This is a genomic window from Thalassospira marina, from assembly GCF_002844375.1.
In the GTDB taxonomy this organism is placed as follows: domain Bacteria; phylum Pseudomonadota; class Alphaproteobacteria; order Rhodospirillales; family Thalassospiraceae; genus Thalassospira; species Thalassospira marina.
Window position 1 is genome coordinate 541,960 of record NZ_CP024199.1, and the last position, 25,095, is coordinate 567,054.

Here is a 25,095-nt window from a genome sequence, read left to right on the forward strand (position 1 = left end):
CGCCAGAAGGGCCTTTTCCCCTCTGGCGTTTTTACTTTGTTATCTCTAGGTCGCGTAAAGGGCGTTAACGGGTTTCCCGCCGCCAGCCAAACAGGCAAAGCAGCACGCCAATAACGGCCAGTGCAGGCAGTGGCAGCAGGCTGGTAGTTGTGCCAATCAGGGTGCGGTAGCTATCGGTTCGCACAATGCCCGCCCAGTTTGTGCCATGCCATTGGTCCGCCCTGTCCACGCGCCGCCAGTCCGGTTCACCTTTTTCAAGGCGGCCGATAAAGCCATTATTGTCCGCCACCGTTTTTGCCAGAATTTCCGTGGTCGATGTGGTGTTGCGCCGTTCGCGGGTTAACACATCGCGATCAACATGAAGGGCGGTTTGGCTTTTTCCCTGGCTGTCGCGTGCGGTAATGCGGATCAGCCCATGTTGTTCAATCGGAATATTGGCATGCCATGTCTGGTCTGACTGGCGGACAAAGGGGGCCTCGATCGACCGGGCCGTTACCGGGTCCAGCGCCGTAGCGTTTTGCGGGGCTGCGCCAATTTTATGCCAGGTCAAATCCAGTGATTTGCCATCGGCGGACCGGGTGGTTTCGATGGTGTTTTCTTCCAGTGCCGGTTCCTTCATCAGCCAGTGCGACAGGCGGCGCAGCAATTCGGCCACCGGGCCGCCACCATCATGGCCGCGCTGCCACAGCCACATCTGGTCACTGGTCAGGATGGCAGCACGCCCTTCGCGCACGCGCGACAGGGTGAGTAACGGCAAATCATCAATGCCGGTCATAACGGTCATGGCCTGGTTGTTGGTTTGCCGGGTTTCAAGCTGGCGGTACCATTTGCCCCATTTCTGGGTGTTCTGGCGGGGGCCTGCAATGGCCGATGTGACAGGGTGCATCCGCCCGGTTTCATTCACCTGCGGGACAAATCCCTGTTCAAGGATACGCCCGGTCGCGGCAAGCGGCATCATCTGGCCCAATACCGTATCGGCAAGGCCATCTTCGGCAATATATTCAGGCCCGGCCACCACAAGGGCCGCGCCGCCGCCCTGCACATATTCAACCACCTTTTCCAGATACTGCACCGGCAATACGCCACGGCGCTGGTAACGGTCAAAAATCACCAGATCGAACTGTTTCAGGCGCACCTCGAACAGATCTCGGATCGGAAAGGGGATCAGGGCCAGTTCATTGATCGGCGTGTCATCGCCTTTTTCCGGCGGGCGCAAAATGGTGAAATGCACCAGATCAACCCCGGGATCGGCGCGCAACAGGTTGCGCCATGCGCGTTCACCGGGATGCGGTTCGCCTGATAACAGCAAAACACGTAGCCGGTCACGAACACCGGTGGTTTCCAATATCAGGCGGTTATTGCTGGTATCGGCTTCGTCGGGCAGGGCGGGCATGCGCAGTTCGGCCAAAACCGGGCCTGCATGGGTGATGGGAATGGTGACCGATGTTTTCTGGTTGGCTGGCACATCAAACCGCCGCACCGTGCCATCTTCCTGCAAAAGGGTCACACCCAGCGGGCTGCCAGGTGTCAGGTCCGGGTCAATCGCCTCGACAATGAATTCCGCATCTTTGCCAACAATGCCGTAATCGACATTCTGATGCATTTGCAGGCGGCGGTCGCGTTCGTCCTGCGTGCCTGTAATCAGCACATGTAAAGGCGCGTTCAGCTTCAGGCTGGCGGGGACATCATGCACCTGCCCGTCGGTAATCATGATAACCCCGGCCAGGCGTTCGCGCGGGATGCCGCCCAACAGGCGGTCCAGCGCTGAAAACATATCGGTCTGGGTGGTGCCGGGAATATTTTCAATACGCAGGTCAATATCCGGGTCGTCATCATATTCCCGGTGCAGTTCCGCAATGGCCTGATCGGTCTGGGCCTGGCGGTTGCCCATATTCTGGCTTTCGGACCGGTCCGCCAGAACCAGCAGAATATCGCTTAGTTTTTCGTGGGACTGGTCGGTAAATTGTGGCGCCAAAAGCCCGATCAGCATCAGGGCCATCATCACCGCCCGCCAAACACCGCCGCGCAGCCGCATGGCAATGCCAAGCACCAGAAAGCCAATCGCAATCACGGCGAGAAGGCCCAGCCAGTCGGTCGATATCAGCGGATTGATCTGAAAATCCTGCCAGTTGCTCATCGGCCCAGCCTTTCAAGGATGGCAGGCAAATGTACCTGATCCCCCTTATAGCTGCCGGTCAGGGCATAGATGACCAGATTGACACCAAAACGCAGCGCCATTTCGTGGCGGCGTGGTGAAATATCGTCAATCGGGTTGCTGGTGGCTTCGCCGTAACGTTCAAGTTCCAACCGTGTTTGCACCCAGGATGCCGCCCAGTCATTGCCGCCAAACAAAACCGATGCCACACCATCAAGGCGCGGGTCGGGCCGGGCATCTACCCAAAGCGGGGCGTCAAACCGGCCATAGGCCTGATCCAGCAGGTAAAAACTGCGAAAAACAATATGGTCGCCGGGTGCACGTGCCAGTGTCGGAATATCCACCCCGGCCAGCAATCGGCGCAGGCGGGCGGGTTCCACCTCGCGGTCGCGGCTGTCAATCAGGATCATGCCGCCATTGGCAAGGTAACGGTTAAGCTGTTCGCGGCCATAGGCCGACATTTCGTTCTGGCCTTCGGTCAGCGGCCAGTAAATCAGCGGGTAAAAGCTTAGATCATCGGTTTGCGGGTTCACCATGCTGGGCGTTGCCAGGTCGGCGGCAGTGCGCCGGCGCAGCGTTTCGGTCAGGCCGGTCAGCCCCGCCTTGCTAAGGCGGTCAATCGCGGCAACACCGGTTTCCATATAGGCAAGGCGCGGATGCAGGGCCGCGCGAAAATCGCTTTGCGGGGCCTGGCTGTTTTCCTGCGCATGGGCGGTGTTTGGCAATGTTAAAAGGCCGCAGGCCGCGGCCATGCTGCCCGCCAAAATCACCAGCATACCAAGCCGGTTCTGGGCGCCATTATTGCCGCCTGCCGCACCTGGCTTCTGTGTTGCTGCTTTGCTGTGCGCAGCATTGCTGCCCTTAGCACCTCCATCGGATTGCGAAAGCGTGGCACGCATTTTCCGACCCCGGCGATAGCCCTGAAACTGGCTGTTGGCCCCGGTTAAAATAATGATCAGCGTATCAAGCAGGAACAGGCAGAAGGCGGCAAAAACGCAAATGGCGGCAAGGTCCATCTGGTTGTCATCGACCAGGGTTTTTAACTGCACCTGATCGGGCCAGTTCACCGGCCTATCCAGCCCGGTTAAAAACGACCCCAGATTATGGGCAACAGCCTGGCCATTTTGCCCGTAAATACCCGGCGGGTGGCGCGGGTCGGGCATGGCGGCAGTACCCTGAAGGCCCAAAACAGTCGGGTCGGGCTGGTGGGCATGGCCAAACCCGTCGAGCACCGATTGCGCAGGCAATAAAGCCTGAATTGCCGAAGACGCCTGATTATCCGGGCTGGCAAGGGGCAGGATGCGCTGCCAGATTTGCACAAAAAGCCCCGACATGGGCAGGTTGGACCAATCCGCCCACGGGGTGACGTGAAACAGCACAATGCGCCCGGCATTTTTCGCCATACTGGTAATAAGCGGCGTGCCATCGGTTAACCGGGCCCAGGTTTTTTCCACAATATCGCGGTCTGGCTCGGCCAGAAGCTGGCGGTTCACGGTGATGTCTTCGGGGATGGGCAAACCATGAAACGGGCTGGTATCGGCAAAGGCAGTCAAACGTTTGGGCCGTTCCCACGACATGGACCCGCCAAAATCGCGATTTCCCATACGCAGGGTAACGGGCAAAAAGCGGTCATCAGGGCTGCTCGCACTGTCACCGGCAAAACGTACCAGCATCCCGCCATTATCCAGCCAGCTTGCCAATTGGCCCTGCTGGCTGCCCAGGCCGGGAATATTGCCGGTGGCAACCAGAATATCGGGCTTTTGCGCCAGCAGGTTTGCCAGTGTGCCATAACTGATATCGGCATAGGGCGATATTGCCCGATCAAGAAAGAAATACCGGTCCGACAGCAAAACCGGGCCTTCGCCAGAACTGACGATAATGCCAACCTTGCGCTGCTGCCATTTTGCCCCGGTCTGAAACAGGGCGGCGGCACTTTCAATACCCGTCAGGCCAACGGTTTGTATGGCATTGGCAATGTCGCCGGGCAGGGCCACTTCAATGCGGTTGGTGGTCGTTCCACTTTGCAATGTGGCGGGATGGCGCAAAATCACCTGCCCGCGGCTGTCGCGCGCAACAAGGGTAACCGGCTTGTCGCTCCCCAGCGGTGAATGGCGCAAATTAACGCTCATGCCATTGCGATTGCGGCTTAACCCGGAAATAACAATGCTGCCGTCATTGGCATCGGCAACCGGGTGCAAAACAATTAAGGGCGACACCGCCGATAGGTCACCCGCCAGGGTGGCCTTGCCATCGGCGGCAATGTTGTCGGTTACGAAAATGGCGCTGGATATGGCGTTGATAATGTCCTGGCGCGCCGAAATAAGGTTTCCCAAACCATGATAATCCGGCGCCCAGGGGCGGGGTTGAATGCGGTCAAACGCATCCTGGCTGGCATGGGGGGAAAGCGGCCCCAAAATGGGGGGCAGGGCAATGTCATTGGCCCCGGCGGCTTCGGGGGCCGTCAGCGCAATGAAAACCGGCTGGTTGTTTAACCGCGCCTGGTTAACGATCTGCTTCATCCCCTGGCGATATTGCGGCCAGTGCGCGGCACTGGACCAGCTATTATCAACCATCACCAGAATGGCACCATTATCGGGTGCGTAATCGTTTTTGTTCAAAACCGGGTGGGCCGCCGCCAATATCAGGCAAAGCAGGATCAGGCTGCGTAAAATGGTTTGCCAGATCGGTGCGCGTTCGGCATTGCGGCGGTTATTCGTCGCCCCCAGCAGCAAGCGTGCAGCGGGAAAATGAATACGGCGTGGTCGGCGCGGCGCACTGCGAATAATCAGCCACAATACCGGCAGCAACAACAGGCCTGCCAGAAATGCGGGGTAAAGAAACGTAATGGCGTTAAATGTCATGCAGGCCGCCCGCGGGCATTGCCCGTTGCCGGGCCGCCGCCATTGCGCAAGGGCCGTTCGGTAATATGCTGATACAGGGCAAGCAGGGTCTGGTTGGGGCTTTCGGTGGTGACATGCAGGTCATAAAGCCACTGGCTGGCCATGGTCGCATCGCGAATGCGCGCACGCCAGCGCAGGCTGCGCCGGGCAAATTCGGCGTGTTGGTCCTCGAACTTCTCGCTATGCAGCAGCAGGTTGTCGTTGCCATCGGTAAAATCGATGCGGCCGGTAAATTCCGGTGTGCATTCGGCCGGGTCCAATACCTGGATCAACGCCCCGTCATTCAGGTTATGGGCCAGGCGGCGCAGCGCCGTGGCAGGGGATTGGTCCGGCGCGGCATATTCCAGAAAATCGCCCAGAATTAAAACACTGTGCCTGCGCCCGGGATGAATGGCCGAAATACCGCGATCGGCATTATCCGGCGCGCTTAGCATGGCATGGCCCAGTTTTTGTAGCTGGTCATGCACGGTAACGCGGGTGTGGGGGGCATCGAAGGCGCCAACGGTTTCGCCATTGCGCAATAAAAGGTCGGCCAGGGCCAGGGCCATAACCATCATGCGGTCGGCCTTGGGGCGGTATTTTTCATCCGATGCCCAAAAGGCCGAACTGCCAAACACCGGCCATATCCAATAGGTGTGGCTGGCCTGCCATTCGGTCTGGCGAATAAAGGTATTGTCGCTGCGCGCCGAACGGCGCCAGTCGATCTGCCCGGTCGGGTCGCCCGCAACATAGGGGCGAAACTGCCAGAAATCGCTGCCTGGCCCTACCTTGCGGTTGCCGTGCAAACCACTGCGCAGCGCGGTTGCCAACCGGCGCGATTCATCAACAAGTTGCGGCAGACGCGCCGCCAGGGAACGGGCGGCGGCAATCTGGTCAGGCAAATTGCGAGCAGGCACCATTATGCGTGCTGATCCCTTATTCTGGACAGGACATTGGTAATCAGCGATGCGGCGGAATAACCATCCGCCCGTGCGCCATAGGTCAGGCCAAAACGATGCCGCAAAACCGGTATTGCCAGTGCCGACACATCATCAAGCGACGGGGCAAATCGGCCCTGCAACATTGCACGCGCCCGGCACGCCAGCGACAGGGACTGTGCCGCGCGGGTGCCCGGCCCCCAGGCAACATTGTTCTTGATATCGTCAAAGCTGGTGCTTTCCGGGCGGCAGGCCCGGCAAAGCGCAATAATGGTATCAAGCACACGGTCGGGCATCGGCAGGCGACGGACAAAATCCTGTGCCTCGATCAGTTCGTCGGTATGTAAAATCTGGCGCGGGCGATTTAAATGGCGCCCGGTGGTTTGGGCCACAATCTGGCGTTCGGCATCCCGGTCGGGATAGGCCAGGCGAACTTCCAGCAGGAACCGGTCCAACTGCGCTTCGGGCAGCGGATAGGTGCCTTCCTGCTCCAGCGGGTTTTGCGTTGCCAGCACATGGAACGGCAGGGGCAGGGCATGGGAATATCCCGCTACCGAAACCTCGCGTTCCTGCATGGCCTGCAACAGGGCCGATTGCGTGCGCGGGCTGGCACGGTTGATTTCATCAGCCAGCAGCAACTGGCAAAAAACCGGGCCCCTGATAAAACGAAAGGCACGTTTGCCATCCGGCCCTTCTTCCAGGACTTCGGACCCCAGAATATCGGCAGGCATCAGGTCCGGTGTGAACTGCACACGTTTATCAAGAAGCCCCAACGCCTTGCCAAGGGTATGCGCCATCAGCGACTTGCCAAGGCCAGGTGCGCCGACCATCAAAACATGGCCGCCAGCAAGAATGCCAATCAGGGTCTGGTCAACGGCTTCATCCTGGCCGAAGATGATGGATGCGATCATATCGCGGGCTTCGCCCAGTCGGGCAACACAGGCGTCCAGGCGGGCGGCATCCTGTTCCAGGCTGCTTTCGCGGGACATGCCAAATTCTTCAGGAAAGTGCTGCGTGTTTGTCATGGCCGTAAATTCTGCATCCTCTGTTGCATTGGATCTATCGGGCTGTCACACAGGCTGGAAATTCCTGGATCGTAAACTAGCTAATATGCAGGGTATATTAGAAACCTTGACCACAAGTGTATAACATGACCCAAAGCGATAAAACTGTCGATCTTGCAGAAAATCTCTGGAAACGTCTGCGCAGTGGCAAGCCGCCATCGGGCCGCCACCCCCAGATATGTGGTGATATTCCCATGGCCATCAAGCGGGATGGCACATGGTTTTATCAGGGCGGGCCAATTGGCCGCATCGAACTGGTAAAACTGTTTTCCACCGTCCTGCAACGCGACGAAGAAGGCGGTCACTGGCTGGTTACCCCTGCCGAAATGGCCCGGATCGACGTTGAAGACGCGGCCTTTGTCGTGGTCGAGGTGCGACGCGAGGAAGGGGCGGAAAATGCTGATGCTGGCCCGGTCATTAAAATGCGCACCAATATCGACCAGTGGGTTGATCTTGATGAAAATCATACGCTTCGGGTCGAGGAAGACAGCACAAGCGGCGAACCATCGCCCTATATTGCACTGGATCGCGGCCTGGAAGCCCGGCTGAACCGGGCCAGTTTTTACCAGCTTGTGGACTGGGCCGAAGAAATTGAAACCGATGATCCGGCAAAAACGGCGATCGGCGTTTACAGCCACGGACGATTCTTTAAAATCGGCACCGTGGAGAATGACGAAAAATGACACCGGAACAGATTATTACCGCCCTTAAAGCCCCGCGCGATGGCCTTGAATTGCGGGTGGGCGACCATGCCGTGGATTTTCCCGGTTCCAAATCGCGGGCGCGCGCCTTTGCCGAGGGCGAATTGCAGGCACGGGCTGCGGCCGTGCTGGTGCCGTTAGTGGCGCGCGACAATGGCCTGTCGGTGATATTGACGCGCCGTACCGCTCATTTAAACGCCCATGCCGGGCAAATCAGCTTTCCCGGTGGGCGGAAGGAAGATGCCGACCCCGACCTTGAAGAAACCGCCTTGCGCGAAACGGAAGAGGAAATTGGCCTGAACCGCCAGCATATCCGTCTGGTGGGCCGGTTAAATGATTATTACACCGTTACCGGGTTTCAGGTGACGCCGGTGGTTGGCATTGTAACCCCGCCATTCGATCTGGTTGCCGACCCGTTCGAGGTCGACGAGGTTTTTGAAGTGCCGCTATCCTTTATTCTTGAACAGCGAAACCAGAAACTGCAAACCGTGGAATTTGAAGGGGCCAAGCGGCGCTATTTTGCCATTCCCTACCGGCAATATTATATCTGGGGGGCAACGGCTGGCATGCTGGTCAATTTCAGCGACCTTCTGCGCGCCCAGGGGGCTATGCCTTCGGGGATATAGGGCGCGTTTAACCTGCTGCCCGTTTTGTTTGATCTATGCCTGGCATGTCATGAATGCCGAACTGACCAGCCAGAAAGAAGGCCGCCATGCTGCGTGAAATTATCCAGATCGGACTGCCGCTTATTCTGCCATTCGTGATTTATTCCGTGTGGCTGAAATATGCGCGCGCCAAGGCCATACGCGAAGGGCACGATATTATTCCGCCCTGGGATCAGGGGCCGTGGCTGATGCTGTTTTTTATCGGTATTTTGCTGGCAGGCAGTATTCTGGTGTTCACCGCACTTACCAGTGGTGCCGCGCCTGATTCGGTTTATCATGCGCCCGAACTCAAAGATGGTGTCATCACGCCGGGCTATTTTGAACCCAAAGATCCGCAATAATATGTGCCGTGCGCTGTGCGGTATTTATCTGTCACAACGGTTATCGGCCGTGCCTTCCGCTTTTTTGTAATTACTGGCTTTGCCCAAGATTTCGCATGACAAAACTGGAACCCACCGGGCATCTGGCCCCCTATGGCGTTATGGCCGCCCCGGAAACCCGCAGGGTGTTTGCTGCCCTGGCCAAAAAGGGCGGCACGGCCCGGTTTGTCGGTGGTATTGTGCGCGATGTCCTGCTGGCGCGTGATTTGCACGATGTTGACATTGCCTGCGATCTGAAACCCGAAGCCAGCATGAAAGCCCTGCAGGATGCCGGTATTCGCGTTATTCCCACCGGCCTGCAGCATGGCACGATAACCGCTGTCATTGATGATTACAGCTATGAAATCACCACTTTGCGGGTCGATGTCACAACCGATGGCCGCCATGCCGAGGTCGCCTTTACCGATAACTGGCTGTTAGATGCCAAACGGCGCGATTTCACCTTTAACGCCCTATATGCCGATGCCAATGGCACGATTTACGATCCCTTTAATGGCGAAGCGGATTTGCGTATTGGCAAGGTGCGGTTTATTGGTGTTGCCGAAGACCGCATCGCCGAGGATTATCTGCGCATTTTGCGGTTCTTCCGGTTTTTTGCCCATTTCGGCCGCCCGCCAGTGGATGCCATCGGTGCCGAAGCCTGCCGCAAGGGTGCGGCGGGTTTACGCGATATTTCGCGCGAACGTATTCGCGATGAAATGTTCAAATTGCTGCGCGCCAAAAGCCCGGCAGCCACCATTGGCGACATGATCGGCTTTTCGGTGTTACCCGCCATTTTGCCCGAACTGACCAATGTGGCACGCCTGCGCATTGTTGAATGGCTGGAAACCACGGCACTGGCTGATGCCGCGATATCGATTGATCCGTTGCGCCGGATGGCATCGCTTTTTGTAAGTCCACATACCGGCGATGACGCCATGGCCCATGCCGCGCGGTTTGCCCGTTCCCTTCGCCTGTCAAATGACGAGGTCGAACGGTTTTCCCTGATGTGTTTCAGTTATCGCCTGATCGAAAATGTCATGGATGCAAAACGCGTGCGCCAGCATTTGTATCATTTGGGTGTGGCGGCCTTTCGCGATGCGGTGATCATGGCCTGGGCCAGCCATGCCGCCCACGCAGCAGCCCGCCCGGTGCCCGGCGAAAACCGCCGCTGGCAGGAAATGCTGGAACTGGCAAATGGCTGGCAGCAGCCGGAATTACCCGTAAAGGGCCGCGATATTTTACAGGCCGGGCTGGTGCCCGCCGGGCCGATGGTCGGCCAGCTTTTGCGCCGCGCCGAAGAATACTGGCTGGAAAATGACATGCAGCCAGACCGCGACATGTTGATGGATTATATGGCGGCACATAAAAATGCCGATCCATCCCGGGAGATGAAATGACAGACCGTAAGTTTGGTCACCGTGTTTGCTTTTTCGGTGACAGCATTGTTGCAGGTGTTCGCGATGCCCAAAAGGGCGGCTGGCCAATGCGGTTGGGGCAACGCCTGTTAACCGACAGCAAGCTTGATGTGACGATTTACAATCTCGCGATCCGGGCGGAAACCAGCGACGATCTGAAATCGCGCTGGGAAGAGGATGCCAAACGCCGCATTGCTGGGGAATTCCCCCTGGTGCTGGTTTTTGGTTTTGGCCTGAACGATGCCATGCACGCCCAGGACCGCGGCGAAGAAACAACAATGCGTGTGTCCCATGCCCAGTCACTGGCGAACGCCACCGATATCATGTCGCGCGCCCGTGCGATGGCACCCACCCTGTGGGTCGGGCCGCAAGCCGTGATTAATGGGGGCCGTTCCAGCCAGATCGTGAATGAACGCCTGGAAGGCTTAAACCAGCTATTTGCCGAAACCGCCAAGGGCATGGACATTCCCTATCTGGATGGGTTTGAGCATACCCGCACCGACGACACCTGGCAGCGTGCCTTGCGCCGGGGGGATGGCTATCACCCTGATACGGCGGGTTATGACATGCTGGCAGATATGATCTGGCAGTGGCAGGGCTGGAAAGACGCATTTGAAATCGAAGACCAGCCTGAAGGCTGATCACGGGATAACAACATCCGCAATCATCGCGGCTGGGGCATTGCACAGCAGGGATAGGTTGGCATGGCGCGGTATTGATCAGGCGATCAGATCAACCCGGCTGCCGCGTGGCAGGGTGTTAAGTGCCGCAATATTGGAAGCCTTGCCACCATTGCTGTAGCCCGATGCAACGCCGTCGCTGTCGCTGGCATCAATGGTCAGGGCGGTGGGGCTGCTTTCGGTTTCGCTGGCATAGCTTGCCTGACGTGACAGGTTCTGACCGCCATTTTCATCGGTGATCAGGTCGTTTTGGGCGGCCTGGTTAACGGCCTCGCCGCTTTGGTCGATGATCTTGCCAAAATCGCCACGCGCCGCACGTTCTGCAACCGGCGCAACCGGGCGCAGGGCAGCAGGAACGGCAACATTATAACCAGAACCAATTTTACCGATCATGGGTGTGTTCGACGTATCCGCGAATTACAGGGCAAAACTTCAATCAGAAACGGCCAATATCATAGCCAGCCTTTTTGTACGGGAAAGCAAAATTTTGTCCATACCCGCATAATGGCTGCGTGCCATTTATAATGGCCCTGGGATTTCCGTTAAATAACTGATTTCATGGTTTAAATTTTCAGTTTTCACTGCCGGGAAATACGCCGTCAGGATGCTGGCTGTCGCCAGTATTTTCCATATCGGGGAAGGGGGCATACGAATCGCCATCTTCGTAAATGCCGCTGGCAAAACGATCCGCGCTGTTTTTGGCCTGTTCTTTCAGTTTTGCCGCTTCGGTTGAAATATGGTCCAGCGTGATGTCGGTTCGTTCCGGCGGAATGCGGATCAGCGCGGCACTGACCGTCATTAACGGGAAGCGTTTATCAATCCCGTCGCGGCCTTTACCCTGCAAAAAGCCGTTTTCACGGGTTTTCGGGTCATAGAAGCTTTTGATTTCTTCATCAAACATTGCCTGTGCGCGGCGCACGGCCAGAACGGCTTCTTCAAAATCAATCGACTGCACATAGGCAAAAAAATCATCGCCGCCAATATGGCCGATAAACCAGGCATTCTGGCTGAGCGCCTTACCCAGAATATCCTTGAACAGCAAAATGGCGCGGTCGCCCTGGCGGAAGCCATAACGGTCGTTAAACGGTTTGAAACTGTCGAAGTCGAAATAAACGGCAAAGCGGCGACGGCGCGGCGTAGACAGGGCATTGGCCGCATAACGGTAAATCGCGCTGTTACCCGGCAGGCGGGTAAGCGGGTTTTCATCCCGCGCATTGAGGGTGTTGCGTTCATTCACCGCACGCAGCAGGGCGCGCTGGTCCAGAACGCCCAGGTAACGGCCATCTTCGGTCAGGATCAGGCCATCAAGGGTATCGGTGGTGACGAATGTTTCAAGCAGTTCGGACAGGCTGGTGCGAATATCAGCCGACGGGCAGCGCCGCAAAAACCGCGACAGATAGGCCCTGTTGGACGGGTTCTGCAGCAATTCGCGCCCGAATGGCGTATAGATGAACGCCTTGAAATCGGAATCGCGGATAATCCCCACCGGCTCACCCCGGCGATTGATCACCGGGACAATGGTTGAATCCGCGTTCTGCTGGAAAAAATCCAGAATATCGTTTGGCTTGATGGTGTCGGGAACGGCCTGTGCCTCGATCATGAAAGACCGCAGCAATTCGCCATCATGGTCCCCCTGGCGGCGGTTCTGGTTTAAAACCTCGCTGATTTTGGGGATGATGTCGGTGCGTTCAGGCAGCTCAACCGATGGCCGGGCAACAAAAAAGCCCTGCACAAAATCACAGCCAATGCGCCGGCAGCACATCAGCTCTTCCTGGGTTTCAACACCTTCGGCAACAACCTGTGCGCCAATCAGGTGGGAAAACCCGGTAATCTGGGTAACGAACAGTTCCTTGCGGCGGTCCTTGTCCATGCCATCAATAAAGAACCGGTCGATCTTGATGATGTCGGGTTCGCAATCATAAAGGGCGCGCATCTGGGCAAAGCCGCTGCCGTAATCATCGGTTGCCACCTTGAAGCCCTGTGCGCGATATCGCAGCAGAATGTCCTGGAAATTGTGGGCATGTGCAATGTCGTGGCGTTCGGAAATTTCAAGGCAGATGGCATCGGGTGCCAGCCCCGCTGCGGTCAGCAGTTCAACCGTCTGTCCGGGGCGGTAATCGGCGGTGCGCACCACGCGGCTGTCAAAATTGTAAAACAGTTTTAATTTGTCAGCACCGGGTAAACGGGCAAATTTATTGATGACGATGGCACGGAACTGCATGTCGATGCTGTGTAAAACACCGGTTTCCCATGCGGTATCGAAAACATCCTGGATGGATGCGAAACCGGCCTCGGCCCAGTTGCGCAGCAGGGCTTCATAGCCGAACACACGTCCGGTATGGGTGCTGATGATGGGCTGAAAGGCAAAATCGATCGTTTCAATGATTTTCGGCCAGTCGCGCGGACCAAGGCGATGCGCAGGAATGGACATTGGAACGGTGGTTTCATCGGATCTGAGCGTCACGCTCATTTACCCTCGCGCAGCGGATCGTTAGGCAACCCAGTGGTGATATGCAGGCTGCAATAAGCAAGCTGGTATCGTAAAAATGGTATCAGTCTGATGACGGTTGAATGACGAATATATGACAACATCAATCAATCGACCAATTTCAGAGTATAAGGTTTGAGATGCCTATACAATGGTATTTGGTCTATCGCCCCTGCCTTAGCATAGTCTGCGCGCAGGACGTGTGTCTAGCGGGCCTTTTTGTGCGCCAGCGGGTGATGTTCCTGCACCAGCCCGCGCAGGCGAGACTCGATAACGTGGGTGTAAATCTGTGTTGTTGAAATGTCCGAATGGCCCAGCATCTGTTGCAGGCTGCGCAAATCGGCCCCGTTTGCCAGCAAATGGCTGGCAAATGAATGGCGCAAAACGTGGGGCGATACCCGCGATGGGGCAATGCCCGCCTTTACCGCCAGATCCTTGATCATGTTTAAAAACATCTGCCGCGTCAGGTGGCCGGTTTTGCCGCGCGAAGGAAACAGATAGGGCGAATGCCCCGGCTGCCCGCTGGCATCAAGGGGGATAAACGCCTCGCGAATGGTGATGTATTGGGCAAGGGCCTGTTTGGCAGGCACCGAAAGCGGCACCAGCCTTTCCTTGTTGCCCTTGCCCCGCACGACCAGCATTTGCGGGTCACGGGCAACGGCGCTAAAGGGCAGTTCGACCAGTTCGCTAACACGCATGCCAGTGGCATAAAGCAGTTCCACCATCGCCAACAGGCGGGTGCCCTTGATGCCGTCCTGCTGGTTGGCGGCCTCAATCAGGCTGTCAATTTCGCTGGTCGATAAAAATTTCGGCAGCACGGTGCCAAGGCGTGGGCTGTCAATATGGGCGGCGGGGTCATCCCCCCGAATGCCATCACCATAAATGAATTTGTGAAACTGCCGCACGGCCGATAACCGGCGGGCCTGTGTGCGCGCAGCCAGCCCGGCATTTGCCAGTTCGTTCAAATACCGGCGCACATCATCGGGGCGGGCATTTGCCAGGTCGGTTTTGGCGGCTTTTAACGATGCCTGGTAATCTTCAAGGTCACGGCGATAGGCATCAAGGGTATGGCGGCTTGCCCCGCGTTCTGCCGCCATCATTTCCAGAAATTCGGAAACAAGCCGGTCGTCACGCGGGGATGATGCCATGGTTTACCTGTGTCCCTGTGCCGTTACAGGCCGGATTCAAGAATGGTTTCAACCGCAATGCGCCGGGCATCATTTTCCAGGCCGACAGCCCGTAATGCGCCAACGGCCTGGCCCAGTGACACGGCATTGCGCATGTCGCTATCTAGCGTGCCATTGCTGATCGCAACCAGGCTTGCCGCCATGGCGCGTTGCCCGGTGGCTGCCGCCTGTGCCAGTTTGTGAACCACACCGGCATTGGGCACGGCACTGGAAACCACATAGGGCTGGGTTAACAGGCTGTCCCAGAATTTTTCGGGCACTTCGACGCCAAATGCTGCAAACAGGCTATAGACCAGTTCGGCATCATCGCGGGCTTCAACCTGGTCATTGCGCGCGGTTTGCAGTTCGGCCCATTCATCCATCCGGGCCCGGTGGCGGGCCTGTGCCTGCGATGTGGCGGGGGCCTGTGCGCCGGTGGTGTTCGCACCACCCAGGCCAAATGTTGCAACCGGGGCAATGCCGGTGGCAGCCGATCGTTCATTATCAGCCGCGCCGGTATCTTCCAGCCCGGCCAGGACCAGTGCCGGGTACAGAACGATCAGGCGGCTTTCAATGGAATTGCCATTATTGGCCGATGATTTTGCCTGCGCCAGCCAGCCACCGGCACGTTCCAGATCATTGCTGTAAATGGCGGCTGCCAGGGCATCGGCGGCAAACCAGGCAAAGTCATTATTGATGGGAATATCTTCCAGAAGCGGGGCACAAAGCCGTGCGATCTGGCCGTAATCGCCATTGCTGCGCGCATTTTCGTAAATATGCGCCAGGATTTCCGCCCGTGCAGCAGGCACTTCGGATTTTGCCGCCGCCTGGTAAAGCTTGGCATATTCGCGTGCCGGTGTTTCTTCGCTGGCATCATCAAGAACATTTGCCAACTCGTCCGACGTGAATGTCACGGCCATATAGGCGCCGGCAAGGTCATCAATGGTGATAAAGCCGCGCTGTTCGGCAAGGCGTGCGGCCTCAAGCTTCAGGTCGCTTGCGGTATTGGCACTTTTGACAAAGGCAATCAGGGTCGGGGCATCGGCATTTTGCAGTTTGCCAGCGGGCAGGCCCTGTTTGGTCAGTTCTAGCATCGCCACATCAAGCGGGCGCAAATTCACCAGCAGATCGGGCGAAACATTGCTGCCGGTACGGATGGCTTTGTTCAGCGCAAAGAAAAGCTTGTCGTTTTCGCCTTCCACTTCGCGGATCAGGTCGGTGGTGAAGGTGGCCGATGATGTGTTTTTGGCCCGTAACTGGCAATAAACCGCCGCTTTTAACCAAAAAGGCGTGTCAAACTGGGTGCCATAACCTTCAATGGCAGAACAGGCTTCATCAAGCTGGCCAGTCACCAGCAGGGCATTTACCTGTGCCTCGGCCAGATCAGCCGATGGTTTGTTATGCGCGGTGGCATTGATCAGCTTTGCCACATCGCCGTAAGCCCCCATCGATTGCAGTTTGGCAACGCGATGTGAAAGCAGGCTGATATCCTTGTGGTCTGCCGGTGCCGCAGCAATGCTTAACAGTAGGCGCCGTTCCAGATTGCGAATGGCACGGCTGCCAGGCTGGTCGGGCAGGGCATCAATCAGGCGGGCGGCGGTGTCGCGCGTGGTCCCCGACCACATATCAACGCCCAGCCCACCCGAATTGCGATCCAGAATACCGACAGATTCGGCATCAACCGCATTCAGTTCCAGTGTCTGCACCGCATCGGGGTTGGTGGGGTAATTTTCATCGCCATTACTGGCAGCTCCGCCACCCCAGCCAAAAACACCGTTTGGCCCCTGCGGTATATTTTGCGATCCGGCACCATTGCTGGCTCCACCGCCCAGCCCTTGCTGATTTGCACCATTGCCGTTCGCGCCATTTCCATCGGTTGCAGTGGAAGTGTCGTTATTGCGATTTTGCAAAAACAGGGGAACGGGGCCTTGCTGTGCCCCGGCGGGAATAACCTGCATCAAGGTGCCCAGCCCGGTCAGGCAGGCAACAAGGCAGGCCCTGGTGGTGCCTGAACGCATTTTAATTGAACCTCGAATCAGGGATGGGTTGTTCGATCTGCGATGTCGGTGCCGGTATGTCCCAGGTCACAAGGAAAATGGCGCCGCCCGCAATGACCGCGATAATCAGAAACAGAATGATCCGGGATAGAATTTTCATGGGCTCTCAAGCTTTGGTTTGGGTGTTCTGACCGAGAAATCAGCCACTTCGATAATAACTGCTTACATCCTAATTCGGCAGGACCAAGGCAGTCTAGGGCCGAGAACGTTAATAATTGTATGTCATTTTTAGGATAACAGCCGATAAATATGATCAAAATGGCCTGTGTCGCCGCCGAAATGGCAGCCTGTTTCCCCGCCGAAAGCCATATGTCAGACACTGAATACCCCACCCATTGCACCCCGTTTTATTGACCGGGCAACGACATGGCGCGCCTCAGGCATTTCTGCGGGTTGTGTAAGGGTTCATTTTTTATCCGGGCACGATCGGCATTTGGGTGCCATCATTTTATGGTCAGGATGATGTTCCGCACACTGTTTGCAATTTCACCATGCGGTTTGCTTGCGTTCCGCGCTACCGTGCCCTAAAGAATTGTACAACAGTGTCAATTGTATCAGGCGGTCAAGGGACCGTATGAACATGTTAAAACAGGAATGCAAACCGGTCATGGACAGTAAAAGTGCCGATTCGGGTTTGCACACGGATATCGCCGCACAAATCTCTGCCGGTTTGAACAACCGGTCGCTGGTTTTTGTCGGCCTGATGGGCGCAGGAAAAAGCTGCATCGGGCGCATGGTCGCCAAAACGCTGGACCTGCCCTTCATCGATGCCGACCGTGAAATCGAGGAAGCGGCCGGCTGCTCGATTGCCGACATTTTCAGGCTGTATGGCGAAGACGCCTTCCGGGATGGCGAAGAACGCGTGATCGCGCGCCTGCTGGAAGGGGATCAGGTTGTACTGGCAACCGGTGGCGGTGCCTTTATCCGTGAACAAACCCGCAAACTGATTTTGGAAAAAGGTGTTTCGGTCTGGCTGCGTGCCGATCTGGATGTGTTGGTGCACCGTACAGCCGGGCGACCACATCGCCCGTTGCTCAATAACGGTAATCCGCGCCAGATTCTCGCTGATCTGATTGAAACCCGTTACCCGGTATATGCCGGTGCCAATGTGACATTTGATTGCGGTGATGCTTCCAAGGAAGATACCCGCGACGGGGTGCTTGCCGCTTTGGCAAATGCCTTTGACGAAAATGGAAAGTTGAAATCTTGAACAGTGCAGAAACCCTTCGCGTTGAACTTGGTGATCGCAGTTACGATATCGTAATCGGCAGTGGCCTTTTGCCCGATACCGGCAAATATGTTGCGCCTTTTGCCCGTGCTGCCGGTGTTGTCATCCTGACTGACAGCAGCGTTGCAAAGCTGCATTTGCCCACCGTCGAAGCATCGCTCGATGATGCCGGTATTTCCTATCGCAGTGTTGTGGTGCCGGCGGGCGAGGCCTCCAAAAGCTTTGCCACCTTTGAAAGCGTGATCGAACAGATCCTGGCCTTTGGCATTGAACGTTCCACCCTGATTATTGCACTGGGCGGTGGCGTGATTGGTGATCTGGGCGGGTATGTGGCTGCTTCGCTTCTGCGCGGGCTGGATTTCGTCCAAATCCCGACCACCCTGCTTTCGCAGGTCGATAGCTCGGTGGGCGGTAAAACCGGTATCAATTCCAAATCGGGCAAAAACCTTGTCGGGGCCTTTCATCAGCCGCGCCTGGTTCTGGCCGATACATCGGTGCTTGATACCCTGCCAAAACGCGAAATTCTGGCAGGTTATGCCGAAGTGGCCAAATATGGCCTGATCGACGAGCCGGATTTCTTTGAATGGCTGGAAAACAATGCCGAAGCGGTAATTGCGCGCGATGGCGAAGAACGCAAGCTGGCCGTTTATCGCAGCTGTTCGGCCAAGGCCCGTGTTGTGTCACAGGATGAACGCGAAAGCGGCAAACGTGCCCTGCTTAATCTGGGGCATACCTTTGGCCACGCGTTTGAAGCCGAACTTGGCTATGACGGGCGGCTTTTGCATGGCGAGGCCGTGGCAATGGGCATGGTGATCGCGCATGATGTCTGTGCGGCAATGGGCATGGCCCCGGCACAGGATACCACGCGCATTATCAACCATCTGCAGGCAGTTGGCCTGCCGGTGCGTGCGTCGCAAATTGCCGGTGTGCACTGGGATGTGGACCGCCTGATCAGCCATATGTCGCGCGATAAAAAGGTCCGCGACGGGCAGATTACCTTTGTCATGACGCGCGGCATCGGCAAGGCATTTACATCGCGCGAAATGGATGTGGGCAAAATGCGCGCTGCCATTTCGCGGTCCTGCCGCGCGCAGTAAGGGCCTTTGCCGCGGGCCTGCTGCTGGTAGCGGGCGGGGTGGCACAAGGATCGAAAATTGCCCCGGCCTGCCGGTTTATGGCAGGCTGGGCTTTGTGTACTTGAAAATGAACCATTTGATGTTTTCGGGCGATAGTCGCCGTTCTGAGGACGAGGGGACCGCATGACAATCACGATCGTCGTGATTTTTATCCTGCTGATGTTGTCTGCATTTTTTTCGGGGTCGGAAACGGCGCTGACGGCGGCATCGCGTTCGATCATGCATCACAAGGAACAGGACGGAGACGCCCGTGCCGGGGTGGTTAACCGCCTGCGTGAAAAGCAGGAACGCTTGATTGGCGCCATCCTGCTGGGCAACAACCTGGTCAATATTCTGGCATCCGCCATGGCAACATCTGTCATGATCACGATGTTTGGTCCGAATGGTGTGGTTTATGCCACTGCGGTCATGACGGCACTTGTCCTGATTTTTGCGGAAATCCTGCCAAAAACCTATGCCCTGAAACATGCAGACAGCATGGCGTTGCGCGTTGCCCGGCCCATGAAATTTCTGGTCACCCTGTTTGCCCCGGTAACCGAGGCGATCCAGGTGATTGTGCGTGCCACCATGCATCTGTTTGGCAGCAGCGACGGCCCCGGCACCGATAGCGAACGCGAATTGCGCGGCGCAATCGAACTTCATGCCGATGACGAGGTGATCGGCGACCATCAGGCTGAACGTGCGATGTTGCACGGTATTCTCGACCTTGATGATGTCGGGGTTTGGGAAATCATGGTGCATCGTCGCAAGGTGCAAATGATCGATGTTTCCCGATCCCTTGATGAAATTCTTGAAACGGTGCTGGCAAGCCCGCACACCCGTATCCCGATCTATGAGAATGACCCGGATAATATCGTCGGTGTGTTGCATGCGCGCGAAGTGCTCAAGGCAATTGTACGGGGCAACAAACCCGAAAATGCCGATGATATCCGCGCACTTGCGGCCAAGCCGTGGTTCATTCCCGATTCAACCACCCTTGCCGACCAGCTAAAGGCCTTTAAGGAACGTCACGAACATTTTGCCATTGTCGTGGACGAATATGGTGCCTTTGAAGGTGTGGTTTCGCTTGAAGACATTCTTGAAGAAATCGTTGGCGACATTGCCGATGAAACCGACGTTGAAGTGGTCGGCGTTCAGCCGCAGGCCGATGGATCGGTCATTGTGCGCGGCGATGTTACCATTCGCGATTTGAACCGCCGTTTTGGCTGGCGCCTGCCCGACGAAGAAGCCGCCACCATTGCCGGGCTTTTGCTCTATGAAACCCGGCGCATTCCCGATGTTGGCCAGCAGTTCCGTTTTCACGGGCTGGAATTCGAGGTTCTGCGCCGCGTTCGCAACCAGGTCACACGGGTTAAATTGCGTCCGGGCGACAGTGTTCCTGCCACCGAAGAAGAATGATTTTATGTGACGGGCCTGTTTCGCATTTGCGTAAGCCGTCCGCGGTTCTAACGCCTGTCATGCAACACTTCATATAGCCCTTCATGCAACACCCCGCAGTTTTCTGCGGGGTGTTTTGTTTGGGGAAAAGCGACGGAAAAATGCGCGATCACGCGTTAAATGGTCGAAAACATTCTACTTATCGGTTAAAATTTCCGGGTGATGGCATGCGTGCCGGTTATCAAGGGGTGCGCTCTGGGTGCCATTAAACGGCAACAGCAAACCGCATAGAGAGACAAAATGGACACAAAAATCGTACCGGGTCTCGTGAAGGAACAGTCCCTTGCCACTTTAAACCCCGCCGATTCCGTAATGGATGCGGTTTTATTGATGAGCGAACGCAAAATTGGTGCGGTCATCATCGTGGATGATTCCGCCAGGCTTTCGGGCATCTTTACCGAACGCGACCTTGTAAACCGGGTTGCCGCCAAAAAGCTTGATCCGGCAAAAACACCACTGGCCGACGTCATGACCGCCAACCCCGATACCCTGCGCCCCGATGACAGCGCGCGTGAAGCCCTGTCACTGATGAGCGAACATCGCTATCGCCACCTACCCGTGGTGGATGGTGAAACAGTGGTTGGCATGGTTTCCATCCGTGACCTGTTTAATGTGGTAAAGGCCGGGTTGGAGGACGAAGTCCGCGACCGGGAAAAATTCATTTTCGGTTCTGATTACGGCGTTGCCTGATCCGGGCCGGTGTAACAGCAGATAAAACCAAACTTGTGTGTCTGGCGCACGTACGGGCATCTTGCCCGTGTGGTGCAGTTTGGTGCGTGGTGATGGAAAGGTGATGGCGGTTCTGCCATACCATACCAGACGATGCTAGACCTTCCCTTCCCGGTGTGTTGGCGGCGGGAATTGTTGGTCTGCAACTTTGTTCTTGCGCGGATGGCAAAGGGGCAGGCGGCATTGGTGGTATATGGCGGGCAAAGACACCGTATTAGGCCAGCTTGCGCGTTTCAGAGTTGACAGCGGGGTATGTTCTGTCTTTACGTTTACGTAAAGGAGAGAAAAATGCCCCTGTCAGATCCCGCCCCGCGCGAACATATTCATACCCGCAAGGTAACCTGCACGGGCTATCGGCGTGCCGATGGTCTTTGGGATATCGAAGGGCATATTACCGATGTCAAAACATATGGTTTTGAAAACCATGATCGCGGCGAAATCCCGCCCGGCGAGCCGATCCATCAAATGTGGCTGCGCATTACCGTGGGCAACGACATGGTCATTCAGGCTGCCGAAGCCGTAACCGACCACGCCCCTTTTGCCGCCTGTGGCGAGATTGCCCCCAATTACGATAAACTGGTCGGCCTTAAAATCGGCCCGGGCCTTAAACAGCAAATCCGCGAACGGGTTGGCGGCATTTATGGCTGCACCCATTTAACCGAACTGATGGGGCCGGTCGCAACAACCGCCTTTCAAACCATTTTCCCCATTCGCGCACGCGAAGCCGCCGAAAAACAGCGCCGCGAAGAAGCCGCGGGCACCGCAACACCACGCAAACGCCGCAGCCCGCTGGTCAATAGCTGCCATGGCTGGCGCAGCGATGGCGCGGCCGTCAAACGCATCGCCCCGGACAGCTATACTGGCGCGGATGCGGACTGATTAACGCCGCAGGGCGGTGCGGACCGTAACTTTGTGACCGGGCTGCTGCGATCGGCTGGTCTGGCGGATGTTCTTCTTTTCGGACCTTGCCAGCCGGTTTGCAGGCTGTTGCATGGATAAAGCCGTCCTTTTCTTTCCCGGCTCCGGGTGGTGAAATGCCTGGTTATCGGCTTATTGATGACTTCCCAATCTTTGGTTTTCCACTAGGCGGGCGCTGGATTCGCACCAAATTCAATACCGCCGGATGTAAAAATGTACCCAAAATACCTGTTCAGGTTTTATAAAGTGCAGGGCGCTTTGCGTTGATTCTGTTGGCATCCTAGCTTTTAGATTAGGATACCTATCCCAAAGGGGTTGTTTTTGCCCGTTAATACGCCAATATCGCACGGATAGATGGGGTTCGGTGCCAGGTGGGGGCAAAAGTGGTTCGTGGGGTTTCAGGCTGTCATAAAGCGGAATACGGCATTGCAGATGCCGCCAGCCGGCTGGGCAGGCTGGTGCTGTTTGCCGCCCTTTTAAGTGTGGTTTTCGCGGTGGCAGGGTGCCACCGGGCAAAGGCCGCACAGGGCGGTAAAAACTTTCTGGTTTTGCAAACCAACCTGCAGCCGCCCTATCAGGAACTGGTCAATGGCGCGTTAACCGGGTCAACCATCCGTCTGCTTGATTGCGCCTTTCGTAAAATCGATGTCGATTACGGCATTACCCTTGCCCCGCGCCAGCGCAACCGCGACATGACCCGCAAGGGCCAGGCCGATGGTTTTTTCCTGTCGCGCATTTCATCGGAAATGGCAATTTACGCCGAACCAACCTCGCCACTGGCGCTGGAAAAATGGGTGTGGGTGTCGCTGCATAATGTCAGTGACCAGCAATCACGTATTCCCCATCCGGATCAGAAGGTAACGTTGGGGGTTGTTCTGGGCTCGAACGAGGCCGAATGGATCATTGACCAGGGCTATCAGGATGTTGTCCATGCGCCATCCCTGCATTCGCTGGTCAGCCTGTTGCAAATGGGCCGGGTTGATTTCGCCCTGATCGACCAGCAGGCCTTTGCCCGCATTCGCGACGATATGAAAATCGCAGCCGACCAGTTTACCGAACGCTTTGCCCATTACATGCCGCTGGTCATGTATTTTGCCCGCGACTACACCGCCAGCCACCCCGATACCGTAAAAAAGCTGAACCGCGCTTTGACCGAATGCGGGCCTGCCGCTGTCCGCCTGGATCACCATGAACAACAGCGTATTATTCGCGATGAAGTGGGCCGTATCCGCCAGCTGATGCGCGCCCCGGCCCTGATCAGCGCTTTGCATAATCTGGGACACAAGGCCGATCCCAGCGTTGGCGATGCACCGGACCGCGAAACAATCGCCCGGCTGGACCGCGAATGGCAGGAAGCCAGCGCCAATGGCACGGCATCGCGCCTCGCGGCCGATATTTTGCAAAACGAAGTTTCAACCTATCTGCAGCGGGCCTATCGCAACCGCGATATCAAATTTGCCGAAGCCTTCATTTTCAATCGTGACGGGCTGGTTGTCGGCATGTCTAGCCCGACCAGCAATTATGACCAGTCCGGCGAAAGCAAGTTTTCAATCTTTAAAGACCCGTCACCCGATGCCGTCCAGATCGCCGATATCTATTACGATCCCTCGACATCGAAATTTTTATCGCAAATCACCCTGCCACTGACCGACCCGGAAACTGGCGAGGTCGTTGCCGCCCTCACCGTCGGGCTGGATGTGACCGCCGCACTGGATGCCGAAGATTATTGATCGCGGGTGATTGCATGTTGGCACATGCCTGCCAAATCATGGCAGGTGGCGGCGCAACCGGGTCTTTGGCCCGTGGGTTGCGGCCACCATCCTTGTCATTTTACGAGCCTGCCAGCTTCGCCCATTCATCGGGCGTCATGGTTTTCAGGGCCAGGGCATGCACCCGGTTTTTCAGCAGATCGTCAAGGGCGGTATAAACCAGCCGCTGGCGATTAACCCGGTTCTGCCCTTCAAAGCTTTGGGAAACGATCAGCAGGGAAAAATGGGATTCGCCGCGCGGATCCGCACCGGAATGCCCGGCATGCTTGGCTGAATCGTCAATCAGTTCGAGTTTTTCCGGCGCGAACTGTGCGGTGATGATATCGCGAATTTGCTGGGCAACCTGCATGTAACATTCTCTAATTGTTGGAAGGATTGCGTGTGAAAATACCCGCCGTAAAAACTGTGGCGTTCATTACGCCGGTTTTTTGAACCGGGCAGGCTTTTTCAATCCTTTTATCGTTCGCAATCGACACATATGATATTGCGTCCCTTGATTGTTCCGAACATATAAACCCCTATGAACAGAGCGCAACGAAACAAACGCAAGACGTTGTATTTTACCGAGCCCGATCTGCCGGTGTGCGATTGGCCCGGCTGTGCGGAGCATGGGGAATTTCGGGCACCCAAAGACCGGAGCCTGAGCACCTATTATCAGTTCTGTCTGGAACATGTTCGCCAATACAACAAGTCCTGGGACTATTTCAGCGGCATGAAAGCCGATGATATTGAAGAACATGTGCGCCGCGATACCCATTGGCAGCGTCCGACATGGCAGTTCGGGCATATTCGCGGCGCTAAAAAACCATTCGATTTCAAATTTTCGGATGGCTTTGGCTTTTTCAACGAAGATGGCGAACAAACCCACCATGGCCCCGGTGGGGACCCCAATGCCAATCGCCGTGAACGCAATGCCGAGGATGCCGCACGCCGTGCCGGTGCGCTTGGTATGCCGCGCGAACAGCAGCAGGCCATGGCAACGCTTGATCTGGGTTGGCCGTTTTCCAAGGACGAGCTGAAATCCAAATACAAACAACTGTCGAAAAAATACCACCCCGATGCCAATGGTGGCGACAAACGCGCCGAAGAACGGTTCAAAAGCATCAGTGCGGCCTATTCCAGCCTGATGACCTATATCCGCGATCTTGAGGCGCGGGTTTCGATTTAAGCCCTCATGTCCCATGGCCCGGCCTTTTGCAGGCTTTGCCAATCGGCACACCATCCCGGAAAGTGCTGCGAATACAGGTTTTTACCCCAAAGGCAAAAAATTCCGTAACTTTCCTTTGTTCGCGGCGGCTTAATCGTTAT

General features: G+C 56.5%; 21 protein-coding genes. 12 read left to right on the plus strand and 9 right to left on the minus strand.

The window, feature by feature from the left end:
- Positions 1 to 64 precede the first annotated feature (64 nt).
- The 4 genes from CSC3H3_RS02405 to CSC3H3_RS02420 are packed head-to-tail and all read right to left on the minus strand — an operon-like array spanning position 65 to position 6,997.
- Positions 65 to 2,137, minus strand: a complete 2,073-nt coding sequence (locus CSC3H3_RS02405; protein ID WP_101283462.1) for a hypothetical protein — start codon at positions 2,135 to 2,137, stop codon at positions 65 to 67.
- Positions 2,134 to 5,016 carry a DUF4159 domain-containing protein gene (locus tag CSC3H3_RS02410; protein WP_245881243.1) on the minus strand — a complete coding sequence of 961 codons (2,883 nt, stop codon included), beginning with the start codon at positions 5,014 to 5,016 and terminating at the stop codon, positions 2,134 to 2,136. Before CSC3H3_RS02410 ends, CSC3H3_RS02405 begins: the two co-directional genes overlap by 4 nt.
- Complete coding sequence (locus CSC3H3_RS02415) at positions 5,013 to 5,954, minus strand: DUF58 domain-containing protein (RefSeq protein ID WP_101283464.1); 942 nt, start codon at positions 5,952 to 5,954, stop codon at positions 5,013 to 5,015. Before CSC3H3_RS02415 ends, CSC3H3_RS02410 begins: the two co-directional genes overlap by 4 nt.
- Complete coding sequence (locus tag CSC3H3_RS02420; protein WP_101283466.1) at positions 5,954 to 6,997, minus strand: AAA family ATPase; 1,044 nt, start codon at positions 6,995 to 6,997, stop codon at positions 5,954 to 5,956. The genes CSC3H3_RS02415 and CSC3H3_RS02420 overlap by 1 nt, the downstream gene beginning before the upstream one ends.
- A 125-nt stretch (positions 6,998 to 7,122) precedes the next feature.
- Between CSC3H3_RS02420 and CSC3H3_RS02425 the strand changes: the two genes are divergently transcribed.
- The 5 genes from CSC3H3_RS02425 to CSC3H3_RS02445 all read left to right on the plus strand — a co-directional run bounded on the left by CSC3H3_RS02425 (position 7,123) and on the right by CSC3H3_RS02445 (position 10,820).
- The gene (locus CSC3H3_RS02425) at positions 7,123 to 7,719 is read left to right on the plus strand and encodes a DUF1285 domain-containing protein (protein WP_101283468.1); all 597 of its coding nucleotides are present in this window, start codon (positions 7,123 to 7,125) and stop codon (positions 7,717 to 7,719) included.
- Positions 7,716 to 8,363, plus strand: coding sequence for a CoA pyrophosphatase (locus CSC3H3_RS02430; RefSeq protein ID WP_101271251.1), 648 nt, complete (start codon positions 7,716 to 7,718; stop codon positions 8,361 to 8,363). Before CSC3H3_RS02425 ends, CSC3H3_RS02430 begins: the two co-directional genes overlap by 4 nt.
- An 86-nt stretch (positions 8,364 to 8,449) precedes the next feature.
- Positions 8,450 to 8,743, plus strand: a complete 294-nt coding sequence (locus CSC3H3_RS02435; RefSeq protein WP_101283470.1) for a DUF6111 family protein — start codon at positions 8,450 to 8,452, stop codon at positions 8,741 to 8,743.
- Positions 8,744 to 8,838: 95 nt separating this feature from the next.
- The gene (locus CSC3H3_RS02440) at positions 8,839 to 10,161 is read left to right on the plus strand and encodes a CCA tRNA nucleotidyltransferase (RefSeq protein WP_101283471.1); all 1,323 of its coding nucleotides are present in this window, start codon (positions 8,839 to 8,841) and stop codon (positions 10,159 to 10,161) included.
- Entirely contained in the window at positions 10,158 to 10,820 is a 663-nt protein-coding gene (locus CSC3H3_RS02445; protein ID WP_101283473.1) for a DUF459 domain-containing protein, read from the plus strand. Before CSC3H3_RS02440 ends, CSC3H3_RS02445 begins: the two co-directional genes overlap by 4 nt.
- Before the next feature lie 78 nt (positions 10,821 to 10,898).
- Here CSC3H3_RS02445 and CSC3H3_RS02450 read toward each other — a convergent pair whose 3' ends face one another.
- The 4 genes from CSC3H3_RS02450 to CSC3H3_RS02465 form a co-directional block, all read right to left on the minus strand.
- Positions 10,899 to 11,252 (minus strand): hypothetical protein, encoded by a 354-nt coding sequence (locus CSC3H3_RS02450; protein WP_101283475.1) that lies wholly within the window; start codon positions 11,250 to 11,252, stop codon positions 10,899 to 10,901.
- Between the two features lie 178 nt (positions 11,253 to 11,430).
- Positions 11,431 to 13,329: a GGDEF domain-containing protein gene (locus CSC3H3_RS02455; RefSeq protein WP_101283477.1), complete on the minus strand. Its 1,899-nt coding sequence runs from the start codon at positions 13,327 to 13,329 to the stop codon at positions 11,431 to 11,433.
- A gap of 224 nt (positions 13,330 to 13,553) precedes the next feature.
- On the minus strand, positions 13,554 to 14,495 hold the full coding sequence (gene xerD, locus CSC3H3_RS02460) for a site-specific tyrosine recombinase XerD (protein WP_101283479.1): 942 nt from the start codon (positions 14,493 to 14,495) through the stop codon (positions 13,554 to 13,556).
- Between the two features lie 23 nt (positions 14,496 to 14,518).
- Positions 14,519 to 16,531 carry an antifreeze glycopeptide gene (locus CSC3H3_RS02465; RefSeq protein WP_101283481.1) on the minus strand — a complete coding sequence of 671 codons (2,013 nt, stop codon included), beginning with the start codon at positions 16,529 to 16,531 and terminating at the stop codon, positions 14,519 to 14,521.
- Positions 16,532 to 17,177: 646 nt separating this feature from the next.
- Here CSC3H3_RS02465 and CSC3H3_RS02470 point away from each other — a divergent pair.
- The 6 genes from CSC3H3_RS02470 (at position 17,178) to CSC3H3_RS02495 (ending at position 23,748) form a co-directional block, all read left to right on the plus strand.
- Positions 17,178 to 17,780: a shikimate kinase gene (locus tag CSC3H3_RS02470; RefSeq protein ID WP_245881245.1), complete on the plus strand. Its 603-nt coding sequence runs from the start codon at positions 17,178 to 17,180 to the stop codon at positions 17,778 to 17,780.
- A complete protein-coding gene (aroB, locus tag CSC3H3_RS02475) occupies positions 17,777 to 18,895 on the plus strand; it encodes a 3-dehydroquinate synthase (RefSeq protein WP_101283483.1) in 1,119 nt (372 codons plus the stop codon). The genes CSC3H3_RS02470 and aroB overlap by 4 nt, the downstream gene beginning before the upstream one ends.
- Positions 18,896 to 19,057: 162 nt before the next feature.
- Complete coding sequence (locus CSC3H3_RS02480; protein ID WP_101283485.1) at positions 19,058 to 20,332, plus strand: HlyC/CorC family transporter; 1,275 nt, start codon at positions 19,058 to 19,060, stop codon at positions 20,330 to 20,332.
- Positions 20,333 to 20,611: 279 nt separating this feature from the next.
- Complete coding sequence (locus tag CSC3H3_RS02485) at positions 20,612 to 21,061, plus strand: CBS domain-containing protein (RefSeq protein ID WP_101271271.1); 450 nt, start codon at positions 20,612 to 20,614, stop codon at positions 21,059 to 21,061.
- Between the two features lie 327 nt (positions 21,062 to 21,388).
- Positions 21,389 to 21,979 (plus strand): DUF2889 domain-containing protein, encoded by a 591-nt coding sequence (locus tag CSC3H3_RS02490; protein ID WP_101283487.1) that lies wholly within the window; start codon positions 21,389 to 21,391, stop codon positions 21,977 to 21,979.
- A 422-nt stretch (positions 21,980 to 22,401) separates the two neighbouring features.
- On the plus strand, positions 22,402 to 23,748 hold the full coding sequence (locus CSC3H3_RS02495) for a hypothetical protein (protein ID WP_157831807.1): 1,347 nt from the start codon (positions 22,402 to 22,404) through the stop codon (positions 23,746 to 23,748).
- Positions 23,749 to 23,848: 100 nt separating this feature from the next.
- On the opposite strand, the gene CSC3H3_RS02500 is transcribed toward CSC3H3_RS02495, so the two are convergent.
- Complete coding sequence (locus CSC3H3_RS02500; protein ID WP_101283491.1) at positions 23,849 to 24,136, minus strand: BolA family protein; 288 nt, start codon at positions 24,134 to 24,136, stop codon at positions 23,849 to 23,851.
- A 231-nt stretch (positions 24,137 to 24,367) separates the two neighbouring features.
- Here CSC3H3_RS02500 and CSC3H3_RS02505 point away from each other — a divergent pair, with 231 nt between their 5' ends.
- Positions 24,368 to 24,955 (plus strand): J domain-containing protein, encoded by a 588-nt coding sequence (locus CSC3H3_RS02505; protein ID WP_245881246.1) that lies wholly within the window; start codon positions 24,368 to 24,370, stop codon positions 24,953 to 24,955.
- Positions 24,956 to 25,095: the final 140 nt, after the last annotated feature.